The following is a 13,500-nucleotide window of genomic DNA, read 5'->3' as shown; positions in this document are numbered from 1 at the left end:
AAACGCGCGCGGACAGGAGGGTGACGATGGAACTGAGGGTCCTCAGGTATTTCCTCGCCGTGGCCGAGGAAGGCAACATCACATGGGCCGCGGAACTGTTGCAGATTTCGCAGCCCACGCTTTCTCGGCAGTTGAAGCAGCTCGAGGATGAGCTGGGGGTCACCTTGTTCACGCGCGGGCGCCACAACATCACACTCACCAAAGAAGGCCGTCTGCTGCGCGACCGTGCTCGGGCGATCGTGGAACTGGCCGACAAGACCGAACGCGAGATTTCGAACAGCTGCAGTGAGGAACTCGACGGTGAGATTTCGGTAAGCTGCGGCGAGGTGCGTGCCGTGGAATACCTGACTTCGCGTATGGCTGCATTCCGTCGGTTGCATCCGCGCGTCCGGTTCGTCATGGTCTCCACCACCGCCGACGTGATTCAGGAACGGTTGGATCAGGGCTTGAGCGACGTGGCGCTGATGACCGAGCCGGTGGACAAGGCCCGGTTCGACTTCACGCGGCTGGCGATGGCGGACGAGTGGGGCGTGATGGTTCGCGATGATGATCCGCTGGTATTGGCCGGCGCCGAGTCGGCCCGTCCGGAGGATTTGGTGAACCGACCGTTGCTGATGCCGTTCAGGCCGCAGGTGCGAGCCGAATTGTTCAGCTGGTTCGGTTCTTTGCGTGACAAGGTGCAGCTCGCGTGCATCTTCAATCTGCCGCTCAACGCGGCGATAGCCGTACGACAGAGTGTGGGTGCCGCGCTGTGCTATGACGTGGGGCAGGTTGGCGAAGGATTGCGGTTCCTGCCGCTGTCCCCGCATCTGGAAGCCAGGTCGGTGGTGGCGTGGAAGCGTAGCATCATGCACACGCCGGCCGCCGAGGCGTTCATCGCCTTCCTGCGCGAGGGTTTGGCGGAGTAGGCGGCGAGTGCGGTTGTGTGCGGATGCGTTCGGCTGAGGTTGTGCTGCCGCGTAAATGTTGCGTGTGACAGCTGGAGAGCGTCTGCCATGGCGCGTCTGCCGTGACTGTCGCATGCAACGTTTGTCATGGTGAGGGCGTCTTCGTGGAGTGATTGTGCCGTTTGGGGTCGGCCGATGCGGATCGCCATGGGATGCGACGTGCAGTGCGCCGTGTGAATCGCTGTGCGGGACGCAACGCGAAGTGCGTCGTGCGGGACGCAACGTGCATCCGGCTTTTTGCAGTTCCGTCCCACACGGCTCTGAAGGAGTGAATTGTCGGGTACATGAGAAATGGCTTGTTTCCGCGGTTTCTGTAATCGATGGATTGGGACGATACTGTTTGCAAACGATTGCTTGAGCTTTCGTGGCACGGAGCAGTGGGACGGAAATGCAAAAAGCGTCAAATTGACGTTGTGTCCCGTGTTGACACCACGTTGACACCGCGTTGTCCCGCGTGAAAGGTCCAAAAAGACATGGAAAGGCCCAGAAAGGCCCCTAAAGACATGGTCGCTGAGTTGTTGCAGAGTTGTTGCCGAGTGATGAATAGTCTAATCGTCCTGATTCCCAGTCTATTCCCAGACTGTTTGCATGTTGTGTGAAGTTGGATGCTGTTATATAGGAATCACGGCCGCAATGACCGCGACAATTGAACTTCTTCCTCTCTTCTCCTTTCCAAGCCCGGCCTTACGGTCGGGCTTTTCCTTTGTCTGACCGAGATGAGGGGACGGGGCGATGTACGTGGGGGATGGGAGGCAGCCAAGTTCAAGGCGCCTGAGAGACCGACGGATGACGATGTACATGGGGGAAGATGCCCTGGCCCATGCCGATGGGCGGATCATGCCATGGACGGGGCGATGTACGTGGGGGAAAAAGATGCCTTGGCCCATGCCGACGCCGGATCGTGCCATGGCCGGATTGATGTGCGTGGGGAAAGATGTGTACTCGGAGAAATATGGGAGGGAATGTGCTCCGCGGGCGGTGAATGCCGTGCGGCAGGAACTTTTGTGGTGCGCTAGTGGTTCGTCTCTTAAATAATTGAGGGTTTCAACTTTTTTCTCTCCCTCAGTCAGCTTCGCTGACAGCCCCATCGTCAGAGGGGACAGCACCACTCAACCAATTATCGGACAGGCCACTAGGGTCTGAACCACATCAACACATCAACATAGCTATGGCAGTAACGCATCGGGAATCCGCTGCCATGCCCATAGGACATGCTCGCTTATCGCGGATAGCTATTGGACAGAGAATCCATGCGCGCCATAATCGAAGGTGAAGCGGGACCGGTCCGCGCATCTATGGGTGCGAGGCGCGTCAAGCCCGCGCAGATCGCGTACCTGTCGAGCGACACTGCCTCGCTTTTTCGGGAAAGGAATCGATATGGGCAAGCGAATTCTGGTTGCATATTTCTCGGCCACTGGCACCACGCAGGCCGTGGCCGAACGATTGGCTAAGGCCATCGGCGCAGATATCAAGGAGATCGTGCCGGCTGAGCCGTATACCGCCGCCGACGTGGACTGGCGGGACCCGAACAGCCGTTCCAGCGTGGAGCACAAGCACCGCGAGATGCGTCCGGCGCTTGCGGCGCCCATTGACATCACGCCGTACGACGTGGTGTTCGTCGGCTATCCGCTGTGGTGGGAGACCGCGCCGCGCGTGGTGCGCACCTTCCTCGAAAGCGAGGATTGGTCGGGGAAGACCATCGTGACGTTCGCCACGTCCGGTTCCAGCATCCGTGGCGCCGATGGCGTGCAGCTGCATGACTCCGCACCGGCCGCGCACTGGGTCGCGGGCCGTCGCCTCGCCGCGAACGTCAAGGAATCCGAACTCGACAAGTGGGTCGCAGGACTGCATCTGTGACCATCCGGTGGCGAGTCGCCGTTGACGATTCGATGGATGGTGAGCCATCCATCCGTTGACGGGTCGTTCGCCCCGGAACGGCCGCCAAGCTGCAATGATCCCGGCGTGACCGGGCAGGCCGGCAAACGCATGACATCACGGGATGGAAGAAAGACCGCGGAATAGAAGAAAGTGAGCATGACATGACGATGGACAATCCGAGCGCCTTCCCGATGGGCAAACCGAACGACGCCTACGCACAGTACTTCGAAGGGCAGAGCTACCTCGCTCCGCTTGCCGGCGACGGTCAGGTGAGCGTGGCGAACGTGACCTTCGAACCCGGCTGCACGAACCATTGGCACATCCACCACGGCGTCTGCCAGATTCTGCTCGCGGTAGGCGGCCGAGGCTACTACCAAATCGAAGGACAGGACCCTGTGGAGCTCAAGCCGGGTGATGTGGCCTACATTCCGCCGGAGACCAAGCACTGGCACGGGGCGGCCCCGCATGAGGCGTTCGCGCATGTGGCCATCATGCCCAAGGCCGAGGGTGCGTCGAATGAATGGCTGGAGCCGGTGGATGAGGAGGCCTACCGCCGTCTGGCGTGAGGGCCTAAAGATTCCAGTAATCTGTCTTGCAACTGTTTGTACGGTTGGCCCCTCTGAGGAGGAACAGGCAGCGGGGCTGGCTGGGGAGATGCGAAGACCCTTAATTATTGAGCGAGACGGACCACTAGGGTCTACGTCCACTGCATAACCACAGCGAGACTTCGTTGCGCAGATTGGTAACGCTGCAAAACCTTGTTGCGCGGGTCGAAACATAAGTCAGCGACGATACCGTGTTATGTTTCGTCCCGTGTGACCGTATCAAAACGGGACGAAACATAACACAGCATCGTAAGAAACTTATGTTTCGTTCCGCTTTGTTCGTTGAACGACGATGAGCCGCTCTCGGCTACCGCATTGCCGGCGGCTTGTACTGGTCGTCGGCGGTGAAGCAGGTGCGGTAGACCATCGCCATGATGAGACTGTCCGCCACCAACGTCAACGCCGCGATGGCGGCGAACACGACGAACTGGTATTTGGCGGCCTCGAGCGGGTCACCTCCGGCGATTACCTGGCCGGCCATCATGCCCGGAATGGTCACAATGCCGCAGGAGGCGAGCGTGGCCGTGGTGGGCAGGAGCCCCAGCCGGATCGAGGAGACGATGGACGGCCGCGCCGCCTCCCAGGCGGTGGCGCCCAGTGCGAGCATCGTATCGATTTCATCGCGCCGCTCGTCCATACTCTCGTAGAATCGGTTCAGCCCGACCGCCAGCGCGGAGACCGTGTTGCCCAGCAGCATGCCGGTCAGCGGCACGACGAGCTGCGGCGCGTACCATGGGTGCGGCCGCACCACAAGCTCGGTCACCAGCGAGATCATGAGCAGCATCGTGATGGTCAGGCTCAGCAGTACCGGTCCGGCCAGTCCCTTCGGCACGCCTTTGGCGCGTGACAGCGTGATCTGCACGGCGGCCACCAGCATCACGGCGATCACCGCGAACACCAACCACACGTTGTTCGCGCGAATCACATAGCCGACCACGAATCCCATCGCGCACAGCTGCAGCAACGCACGGCAGGCGGACCATAGCAGCGTCTTGCCGATGTTGATGCGCATGAGCTCGCTGATGCCCGCCGCGACGGTCACCATCGCCAGCGCTACGAGGAGGCCCCAGATATCGATGTCATAGGCGTTGCCGCTCATGCCCGTACCCTCCTTGCCGTCGTGCTCAGGTTCGTATCCGATGGCATTCCAGTCACCGTGCCCGGAACCGGGGCCGTGCTGGTCACCGCGCCCGCCGCCGTGTCCACCGCCGTGCCTGTCACCGCGAATGCCGCCGTGCCCGCCGCGCCAGCGGCCAGCACGCCATCCGCAAGGGTGACGATGCGACTGGCGCGCCCGTCCGGCGGGCGATGCCTGATGCGCACGATCGCCATGCCGCGAGCCGCCGCAGTGGCCATGATATCCGCCACCTTCTCGGCGTTCTCGTCGTCCAGACCGGCGTCCACCTCGTCCGCGAGCAGCACCTTCGGCCCGGTCAGCAGCGTGCGCGCAAGCGAGACACGGGCCGCCTGACCGCCGGAGAGGTCGTGCGGCGGACGATCGAGATCGATGTCGTCGCAACCTATGGCGTCCAACGTTATGCGGATGCGCTGATCCGGCAACAGCCGGCGGGCCTGCTCCTCGTTGTTGCGAAACAGCGCGAGGAACTTCCGCCCGATGCCGATATGTCCGATTCTCCGTCCGGTGTTGACGGTCGTCCCCGCATCGGCGTTGCCGTCGCCGCCAGCACCACCGGTTCCGCCAGCATGGCTGTTGGCGCCGTCGCCACCGTCGCCGCGCGCCTGCATCCCATCTGCACTCTTGTTGGCATCAGCGGCTGCGGTCCCGGTCTCGCCGCCATCGGCCGCGCCCTCCGCGTCGGCTCTGATGGCCAGGCTGAACGGCAGTCGTATCGCCTCGGCCACGGTTCGCCCCGGCAGAATCGGTTTCTGCGGCAGATACGCCACCTCGCGCCGCCACTGCTGCGGCGTGAAATCGTTGGCATCCCGCCCCTGCAGGGCGAGGGTGCCGGTCGCATGCGGATTCAGCCGGGCGAACGCGGTCAGCAGACTGCTCTTGCCCGAACCGGACGGTCCCACCAGATCGACGATCTCGCCCGCCGCGATCGCGAAGGACAGCCCCTCGAAGATCACGCGGTCGCCATCGGCGGATGGCACCGCGCATCCCACCCGTTCGGCGGTGAAAACGTTGGTCCTATTCATAAGTCCGCACGTTACGTCGATGGTGGGCCAACGGGCCAATCCGCACGCGTTTCTTAGCGCAGCCTAAGTCATTTGGATGTCTGATATAACCGTAGAAACAGGCTTGTTCCGGCATGCCGCCGGACAGATGCATCCGGCGCGGAGACGTGGGCGATGCGAACGATGTGGAAAGTGCAGGGAACGGACGATGGGTGATTACGCGACCGACCCCGAACGGCTCATGCTGCCGTCGGTGCTGTTCATCGAGGACGACCCCAATCTCGGCGCCATGACGGCGGAGATGCTCGGCGTCGATTACCGGGTCGATTGGGTGCAGACCATTACTGAAGCACAGAGGCGACTGAATGAAGGGCGATACGATGCGCTCGTGGTGGACCGCAGGCTTCCGGATGGCGACGGACTGGACCTGGTCCGCCGAATCCGCGGCGGCGGCATCGCCACGTCCGCGCTGATCCTCACCGCGCTCGCCGAAGTGGACGACATCGTGGACGGACTCGATGCCGGCGCCAACGACTACCTGACCAAGCCGTTCCACTTCGTCGAGCTTGAAGCCCGATTGCGCGCGCTGCTGCGCGGATTCCACGCGCAGGCCGCCAGCGTGATGATCGGCGACTGGCTGCTCAAGCCGGAATCGAACGTCATCGAGGACCCGGACGGTCGTGCCGTGCCGCTGACCGACGTGGAATCCAAGCTGCTCGCCACACTCGCCTCGGCGCCGGACCATGTGTTCGGGCGCGAGGAACTGCTGCGCAACGCCTTCTCGGCGGGCAGCGACATCGGCGCTGTGGACGTGTACGTGTCGTACGTGCGTGGCAAAACCACCCGCGGCATCATCAGCACCGTGCGTGGCCGCGGGTATCGTATCGGCAGTCCGCGGGATTGACGGCGGGCGCCGTGACGGATGGGCTTGCGCGGTATCGTCCGGCTTGTGCGGGGCCGGTTGTCCCATACCCGGGGCAGCCGGCCAAACGGAATCAATAAGGAATGACGATGAAGACGAAGAACGACGGCGTACGCAAACCCGGTTCCGGCAATGTGGCGGGCCTGATCAGTCTGCGCATGACCGTGGCCATGACGGCGATCACCGTGCTGGGTGGCATCCTGTTCGTACTCGGCGTGCTGCTCGGATCGCGGCATGAGTTCGCCGAACGCGGGCTTGACCCGAATGCCATGTTGGTCACCGCGCAGTACGGCTCCGGCATGATGGTCATCGACACGCGCAAGGCCGTGGCGTTCACGCTGCTGTTCGTGCTTGGCGTGATCGCCGCCGTGGCGCTGATCGGACGGTACTACTCGCACAAGGAGGTCGCGCCGCTTGAGCACGCCTTCGAGCTGCAGAAGGATTTCGTGGCGGACGCCAGCCACGAGCTCAAGACACCGCTGGCCGTGATCGCCACGCGCATCGACCTCATCGACTTCCGTCGCGCCCACGGCCAGCCCATTGACGGCGTGCTTGATGATCTGCGCGGCGACGTGGACCGCATGAACGCCATCATCACCGACCTGCTGGTGGCCGCGCGCGGGGCGGTCAACGCCGAACCGGTGGCGCTCGCCGGCGTGATCGACCAGTCCGTGGAGGCGGTCCGTCCGCTCGCCGACAAGCAGCAGGTGCGGGTCGCGACCCGCATCGACGGGGACCCGTCCCGGTTCGTCGTGCGCGGCAATGCGGTGGGGCTCTCGCGTTGCCTCGTCGCCGTGCTGGACAACGCCATCGCTCATGCGCCGATCGGCTCCGACGTCACCGTTTCGCTCGGATACCACCATCATGGTGACGTGGCCATCCGTGTGACCGATCACGGCACTGGCATCGGGGCGGACCCGGAGCGACTGTTCCGCCGCTTCGCCCGGGACGACGACGGCACCGCGCATCAGGGGTACGGTCTGGGGCTGGCGCTCGCCCGCGATGTGGCGAACCGGTACGGCGGCACGCTCGACGTGGAATCGACTTCCGCCGAAGGCACCACCATGCTCATCACCCTGCCGCTGGCCTAGTATCCGCATGGTGAGTTCGTTGATGAACTGACTGCCCTCAGCCTCGTTTCACTGGCCGGCTCCGCTGACAGGGGAAACGAAGATTTCCTTGTCACGAGCGACGTCGCCTTCGGTGCCGGCTCCCTGACAGGGGAAACCGAAAGTGCTGCTTGTCGTCTTAGCGGCGGTTAAGCGGGCGTACCGTAGCGTATGGGGCATGAACATCGCAACAATCACGCAATGCCCGGTCTCCACGGGCGGATTCATCGGCGCCATCACCGAATGGCTTGTCGGACTCATGTCGGTGATGGGCTGGCTCGGCACCGGCATCGCCGTGTTTCTGGAGAACCTGTTCCCGCCGATTCCCAGCGAAGTCATCCTGCCGCTTGCCGGCTTCACCGCTGCCCAGGGGCGCATGACGCTGGTCGAGGCCATCGCCGGCGCCACCGCCGGTTCGGTGATCGGCGCGCTGGTGCTGTACGCGATCGCCTACGCCATCGGTGCCGAACGGATGCGTCGCCTGTTCGACCGGATGCCACTGACCGACGCCTCCGACATCGACAAGGCCAATGACTGGTTCGCGCGTTATGGTCTGGCCTCTGTGCTCATCGGGCGGGTGATTCCGATCGTGCGGTCGCTGATCTCCATTCCGGCCGGCATCGCGCGCACGAATCTGGCGAAGTTCACACTGCTGACCGCGCTGGGATCGGCCATCTGGAACACGATTCTCGTGATGGCCGGGTATCTGCTCGGCGCACAGTGGTGTTCGATCCTCGGGTTCCTCGACAAATTCCAGTACGCCGTCGCCGCGATCGTCGTGGCGCTGGTGGTCTGGTACGTGGTGGTCAAGGTCCGGGCCCATATGGCCGCGGCCGACGAGTAGCGGTCGCTGATGAGGAACTTGGGGCGCGGCTAGAGGTGAGAGCGGCGTAATGGAGCCGCCACGGGCGGCGGAATCGCTCCCGCTGGGACGGTCCTGGTGTCCTGCGTCATAAGTTCGTTGACGAATGGGCTACCCCTCGAGCTCGCGGAGAGGGTCTGACGGGTAGTCATTATCAACGGGATGGCGCGTACTGGGTGGGGCGGAATCCATGTCGTAGGCAATCCTCTTGCGTTGTCAGAGGTCGTCGGATTCGTCGTTGGCCGTGAAAGATTGCACGATATGGCTTGGGCTGACGCAGTATTCCGGGAAATGCTCGATTAGCTTGGCGTCGGATGTAATGACACAGTCAGCACCGGACTGCCGTGCGGCCGCGATGATGAGATTATCCTCGAAATCGTCATGTCTGGGGCGCAAGGCGAGGGCATCATCGCAGGTCTGCTGGTCGATTGACGCGATGTCGCATAGTGCTCGTGCCTGCTCCACGCAGCGCCACGGTACATGACGTACCAGCATGTGCAGGGTCTCGTTTTCCAGAGCTGATTCTCCCTGCTTGAATTGTCTGCGAACCATCGCCTCGGCTATGTAGGCGATGTCTTTCAACGATGTCGAGGCGCACATCAATTCCACATCATGGTTCGTGCATGCCTCCAGGGCGCGTTTTGCCTGTTGCGCGCGCCCGTCGCGTTGCAGCAGATGATCCAGTAGCACGTTCGTATCCAGAAGGACACGCTGGGGATTTGGGCGCTTCATCAGACGCTCCTTGTCATGTTCAGATAGTCATCGAGTTTCTGGTCGTATACATCTACGCGAATGTCTTGCCGGGTCTGCCCGGCGAGAAGATTCGTGTCTTCGTCGATGACTCCTGCGCGCAGGAGTTCCTCTTGTATGAGTCCTGAAGAGGCGTCGATCATCGTGAGCCTGCGCATCCGGCGCTGCTTGCGTGCCTGTTCCTCCGTCGTCGTTTCCAGACGCGGTACCTGTCTTCTGTCGGCGATATAGCGCCATAGCGAACGTATCACGTCGCTTGGGGAGACGCCCTGTTCGCGCAGCACCGTATCGACGTCATCCTTGAGTTTGTCGTCGATGCGCACATTCATCTGTGTCATTGTCATATCGGGCTCCTTCCCGGCCGCCTGTTGCTATACAGTATAGCAACAGGCGTTGTCCATGGGAGCGCGGATTCGTTCGAGGTGGGTCATTGCGGCTCATGCCGGGGGTCTGCTGCCGGCGAGACGAGCAGTCTGCTTGCGTCCGGAATGTGAACGGGATTATGGACCATTCGTGGTCTCCGATTAGCGTCGGACGCATGGTCACATGGGATTCGGAACAGTATCTGCGGTTCAATCGTGAGCGCACGCAGCCGTCGCGCGATCTGGCGATGCAGCTGCCGCCCGACGACGGGACGGTCCGGCGCGTGCTCGACATCGGCTGCGGGCCGGGCAACAGCACGGCTGTGTTGCGCGAGCGCTATCCGCATGCCGAGATTCTCGGTGTGGACAGTTCGCCGGAGATGATCGAGGCAGCGCGCAAGGCGCATCCCGATATCGATTTCGCGCTGTGCGACGTGTCCGTGGAGTCCGGGGAGGTTGGAGCCATCCTTGGCCTTGCTGATCTGCCGGGCGACTTCGACGTGGTGTTCTCCAACGCCTGCATCCAATGGGTGCCGGACCACAACCGCCTGATTCCAAGGCTGCTGGGACGCTTGCGTAAGGGCGGCGTCCTGGCCGTGCAGACGCCGATGAACTACGAGGAGCCGATTCACCGCATCATCGGCGAAATCGTCCATTCGCCGGCCTACGCGGACAGGCTTCCGCAGCAACGCGAGTTCTACAACCTCACGCCGCCTGAATACTGGGAACTGTTGCATACGTGCGCCGCAAGCTTCCGCATGTGGAAGACCACGTACATGCACACGCTTCCCTCGCATGAGGCGATTATGGACTGGTATTGCGGCACCGGTCTGCGCCCCTATCTGCAGGCGCTGGCGACCGATGAGGAACGCCGCGCTTTCGAGTCGGAGGTGTTCGCCCGCGTGCGGGAGGAGTATCCGGCCCAGTCCGACGGCAGCATCATCTTCCCCTTCCCGCGCTTCTTCTTCACCGCGGTACGGTAGGACGGCTTTGGGTGGGTGCTCCGCAATTCGCTGACTGATTCAATGCCCCTCGGACCTGTTTCACTGGACCTGTTTCACCGGCCGGCTGATTGAGGGCTGACGGCCCAGCGGGTCATGCCACGTCGGTGGGCGTGAGGTGATTCGCCTTGTTTGATCCGGCTGGCTCGGCTGGCTCGGCTGACTTGTTCGATGAGCTGTCCGGCTCGTCAGCGTTATCCGTCTCGACCTGTCCGATGACGTGCGCGGGATTGCCGACCGCGATCGCCCCTGCCGGCACGTCATGCGTGACGACCGCCGCCGCGCCGATGATTGCGCCGTCGCCGACCTCAACTCCTTGCAGCACGGTCGCGCCCGCGCCTATCCACACGCGTTTGCCGATGGCGATTGGTCGGCATACCGTGGTGGCGCGACGGTGGGGATCCTTGAGATGGTTGATGGTGATGAGCTGCACGTTCGGGCCTAGGAGCGAATCATCGCCGATGGTGATGCCTCCGCGGTCCATCAGCGTGCAGCCCCAGTTGATGAACACGTTGCGACCGATGGTGATGTTATGGCCGAAATCCGTGTAGAACGGCGGGTTGAAGCGGAACGACGGGTCCACCGGATGTCCGACGATGCGCTCGAACAGCTCGTGTGCCTCCTTTGACTCGTGCCAGCTGGTGTTGAGTTCGGCGCACAGGCGTTTCGTCGAGTCGATGATGGCCGCGATCGCCTTGTATCCCGGTTCGTCCGGCGAGACCGGTTCGCCGCTGCGGTCGCGGATGAGGATATCGGGAGCATGCGGGATATCGTTATGGTCCGGGGCGTGCTGCAGGTCTGAGATGTACTGAAGATTTGAGGAGTACTGATGGTTCGGAGTGTTCCGGTGGCATGAGGTGTTCGGAAGTGCAGCATCCGGATGATTCGCGTCTGGGCGGGTTCCGGTTGGACGGGCTGCGGGTGCGGGGAGGGTTTGGATTGTCCCAGTCATATGCGGTTCCTTATATTCACATGAAGTGCGGTGCTCGCCTCCCATTGAATCGATATGCAGGTCATGCGTCCAATAGTGTCACGCGCGGCCGTGCAATGCCCTGAGGCTATGGCTGGAAAACGGGACGAAACATAAGTCAGCGACGAGGTCGACTTGCGTTTCGTCCCACTTTTCGTCCGCACCCCCGCCCCAAAACGGGACGAAACGCAAGTCGATGTCGTGTGAAACTTATGTTTCGTCCCACTTGGGCGTGCAGCCGGTGCCGAATTCGGCGGCGGTCTCGACGCCGCGATGCATGAGCGCGGTCATGATGTCCGCCAATTCGTCGTCCGGAGCGTCCATATCGCCGCGCACCCACTGCTCGAGTACGGCGCAAATCGCGCCGGCCCAGAATCGGCTGGCATAGCGTGGGCCGATTTCGCGGGCCAAAGGACTGCGGTTCATGTTCTGCTGGATTGCGTCGATGATGCGGCCGCCGTATCCGGCCTCCAGCAGCAGCCGGTATTGCGGCGCGATGCAGCGGACCTCGCCGAGCAGCGCATCTGGGACTATTGCGCTCGGGTCTGCGAACCGTATCTCAATCAGGCGGACAGCGCTTCCTGATAGGCCTTGGTGGCGGCGGACAGCGCCTCATCGGTGATGCCGAAGGCGCCGAACGTCACGAACGGCTTGATCCAGGTGGCGCTCACGTAGTTGGCCGTGCCCTGGAAGGGGGTGAGCACCTGGTCGATGACGAACTTGTTGGAGCCGTCCGGTTGGTAGGCGGTCTCCGGGGATCCGGTGGAGACGGCCACGCCGAATTCCTTGCCCTCGAAGGCATGGCCTTCGGAACCGTATGCCCAGCCGTGCTGCAGCACCTCGTCCTCCCAGCTCTTGAGGAGCGCCGGGGAGGAGAACCAGTACAGCGGGAACTGGAAGACCACGCGGTCCGCCTCTTCGACGGCCTTCTGCTCGGCGGCCACGTCGATCTTGCCGTCCGGGTACAGCGCGTACTCGTCGCGGACGGTCACGTTGTCCAGTTCGGCGGCGGCCTCGGCCAGCGCCTTGTTGACGTGCGACTGGCCCTTGAGGTCAGGGTGGAACACCAGCACCAGAGTCTTCATGGTTACTCCTTTTTCTCGATGGTGATAATCGGGCGACGGCCTTTCGCATATTCGCGTATACGAAAGCGCCGATTCAGTTATCAGTGTCGCAAACGACGTGCACGACGCGCCCATCGACACCCTGCTCTACGTTATAGGCGAACGTGGATGCTCTCGCGGCTCATTGGTGGGGCTTGTCGGAAGGGTGCCAAGGAAAGAGAACAACGTCATTCTGCATGCCGCTGGGCATGCTCGTCTTCGCGCCGCTCGCCGATGTGATCCCGATTTCCTGGGTGTTCATCGCCGGTGGGCTCCTCACCCTGCCCGTCGCTTGGTACGTGCGCATGCTGTCGAGGCGGGACATGTCTGCTGTGGCGGGTGCGGTTGATATGGCTCGTCCATGAAGCCCGTGCCGTTGCTGCCGCGTATCAATCTGCACCTCTATGCCTCTGTTTTCGTGCAGAGTTCGATACTCCTATTGGATCGCGGAGAGGTGCGGGTTCTACCGATTGCGGTGTGCGGAAGGGTATGCGTTGATGGGTTTGATGCGTGTCGAGCTATCGGCATGGCTGTGACCAGTGGCTGTTTGTGGGACGCAAATGCAGAATACGCCGATATGCATTTGCGTCCCACTGGCTCTCTCGGCCGTTTTCCTGAGCAATGGCGGTATTCCGCCGATTCCGTGATGCTGGGCGTGGGACGCAAGTGCATTATCGGTCGAAATGCGCGTGCGTCCCGCAATGATGTGGGACGCATGTGCAAAAAGGGCGATATTGCATTTGCGTCCCGGCGTGACACCGGCGTGACACCCGGCGCATCCCGCGCGCCATATCATGCGCAGGGGTCGATGCGCGTGGCATAATGCCGGCGTCGGCGATTGCAGGTAATCAT

At 62.3% G+C, this 13,500-nt stretch carries 13 protein-coding genes and 2 pseudogenes; 8 read left to right on the top strand and 7 right to left on the bottom strand.

Annotated elements, in window-relative coordinates; translation table 11 throughout:
• The first annotated feature begins 26 nt into the window (after nucleotides 1–26).
• From BMYO_RS04310 to BMYO_RS04300, 3 genes are all read left to right on the top strand, one after another.
• A complete protein-coding gene (locus BMYO_RS04310) occupies nucleotides 27–908 on the top strand; it encodes a LysR family transcriptional regulator (RefSeq protein WP_094667303.1) in 882 nt (293 codons plus the stop codon).
• Nucleotides 909–2,324: 1,416 nt separating this feature from the next.
• Nucleotides 2,325–2,804: a flavodoxin gene (locus BMYO_RS04305; RefSeq protein ID WP_094667302.1), complete on the top strand. Its 480-nt coding sequence runs from the start codon at nucleotides 2,325–2,327 to the stop codon at nucleotides 2,802–2,804.
• A 188-nt stretch (nucleotides 2,805–2,992) separates the two neighbouring features.
• Nucleotides 2,993–3,391 (top strand): cupin domain-containing protein, encoded by a 399-nt coding sequence (locus tag BMYO_RS04300; protein WP_094667397.1) that lies wholly within the window; start codon nucleotides 2,993–2,995, stop codon nucleotides 3,389–3,391.
• Between the two features lie 346 nt (nucleotides 3,392–3,737).
• On the opposite strand, the gene BMYO_RS04295 is transcribed toward BMYO_RS04300, so the two are convergent.
• Nucleotides 3,738–4,529, bottom strand: a complete 792-nt coding sequence (locus tag BMYO_RS04295) for an ABC transporter permease (protein ID WP_094667301.1) — start codon at nucleotides 4,527–4,529, stop codon at nucleotides 3,738–3,740.
• Between the two features lie 224 nt (nucleotides 4,530–4,753).
• Nucleotides 4,754–5,590: pseudogene (locus BMYO_RS04290) on the bottom strand (ABC transporter ATP-binding protein); the annotation flags it as partial.
• A gap of 187 nt (nucleotides 5,591–5,777) precedes the next feature.
• On the opposite strand from BMYO_RS04290, the gene BMYO_RS04285 reads away from it, so the two are divergent.
• The 3 genes from BMYO_RS04285 to BMYO_RS04275 all read left to right on the top strand — a co-directional run bounded on the left by BMYO_RS04285 (nucleotide 5,778) and on the right by BMYO_RS04275 (nucleotide 8,444).
• The gene (locus tag BMYO_RS04285) at nucleotides 5,778–6,473 is read left to right on the top strand and encodes a response regulator transcription factor (protein ID WP_094667300.1); all 696 of its coding nucleotides are present in this window, start codon (nucleotides 5,778–5,780) and stop codon (nucleotides 6,471–6,473) included.
• Between the two features lie 107 nt (nucleotides 6,474–6,580).
• Nucleotides 6,581–7,582 (top strand): sensor histidine kinase, encoded by a 1,002-nt coding sequence (locus tag BMYO_RS04280; protein WP_158216946.1) that lies wholly within the window; start codon nucleotides 6,581–6,583, stop codon nucleotides 7,580–7,582.
• A 196-nt stretch (nucleotides 7,583–7,778) separates the two neighbouring features.
• Nucleotides 7,779–8,444 (top strand): DedA family protein, encoded by a 666-nt coding sequence (locus tag BMYO_RS04275; protein ID WP_094667298.1) that lies wholly within the window; start codon nucleotides 7,779–7,781, stop codon nucleotides 8,442–8,444.
• Between the two features lie 234 nt (nucleotides 8,445–8,678).
• Here BMYO_RS04275 and BMYO_RS04270 read toward each other — a convergent pair whose 3' ends face one another.
• Together BMYO_RS04270 and BMYO_RS04265 are read right to left on the bottom strand one after the other, a co-directional pair.
• Entirely contained in the window at nucleotides 8,679–9,194 is a 516-nt protein-coding gene (locus BMYO_RS04270) for a type II toxin-antitoxin system VapC family toxin (protein WP_094667297.1), read from the bottom strand.
• On the bottom strand, nucleotides 9,194–9,556 hold the full coding sequence (locus BMYO_RS04265; protein WP_094667296.1) for a type II toxin-antitoxin system RelB/DinJ family antitoxin: 363 nt from the start codon (nucleotides 9,554–9,556) through the stop codon (nucleotides 9,194–9,196). The genes BMYO_RS04270 and BMYO_RS04265 overlap by 1 nt, the downstream gene beginning before the upstream one ends.
• 194 nt (nucleotides 9,557–9,750) lie before the next feature.
• Here BMYO_RS04265 and BMYO_RS04260 point away from each other — a divergent pair, with 194 nt between their 5' ends.
• The gene (locus tag BMYO_RS04260; RefSeq protein WP_094667295.1) at nucleotides 9,751–10,557 is read left to right on the top strand and encodes a methyltransferase domain-containing protein; all 807 of its coding nucleotides are present in this window, start codon (nucleotides 9,751–9,753) and stop codon (nucleotides 10,555–10,557) included.
• A gap of 112 nt (nucleotides 10,558–10,669) precedes the next feature.
• On the opposite strand, the gene BMYO_RS04255 is transcribed toward BMYO_RS04260, so the two are convergent.
• The 3 genes from BMYO_RS04255 to BMYO_RS04245 form a co-directional block, all read right to left on the bottom strand.
• Complete coding sequence (locus tag BMYO_RS04255) at nucleotides 10,670–11,527, bottom strand: sugar O-acetyltransferase (protein ID WP_094667294.1); 858 nt, start codon at nucleotides 11,525–11,527, stop codon at nucleotides 10,670–10,672.
• A gap of 228 nt (nucleotides 11,528–11,755) precedes the next feature.
• Nucleotides 11,756–11,971, bottom strand: coding sequence for a TetR-like C-terminal domain-containing protein (locus BMYO_RS04250; RefSeq protein ID WP_143249111.1), 216 nt, complete (start codon nucleotides 11,969–11,971; stop codon nucleotides 11,756–11,758).
• 137 nt (nucleotides 11,972–12,108) lie between these two features.
• Entirely contained in the window at nucleotides 12,109–12,630 is a 522-nt protein-coding gene (locus BMYO_RS04245; protein ID WP_094667292.1) for an NAD(P)H-dependent oxidoreductase, read from the bottom strand.
• Nucleotides 12,631–12,845: 215 nt separating this feature from the next.
• Between BMYO_RS04245 and BMYO_RS11680 the strand changes: the two are divergent.
• Nucleotides 12,846–13,013, top strand: a pseudogene (locus tag BMYO_RS11680) (hypothetical protein); the annotation flags it as partial.
• Between the last annotated feature and the right edge of the window lie 487 nt (nucleotides 13,014–13,500).

The sequence above is a fragment of the Bifidobacterium myosotis genome (assembly GCF_002259745.1).
GTDB classification, from domain to species: domain Bacteria; phylum Actinomycetota; class Actinomycetes; order Actinomycetales; family Bifidobacteriaceae; genus Bifidobacterium; species Bifidobacterium myosotis.
Note: the sequence above shows the minus strand (reverse complement) of the source record. Positions and strands in the feature narration are given on the sequence as shown.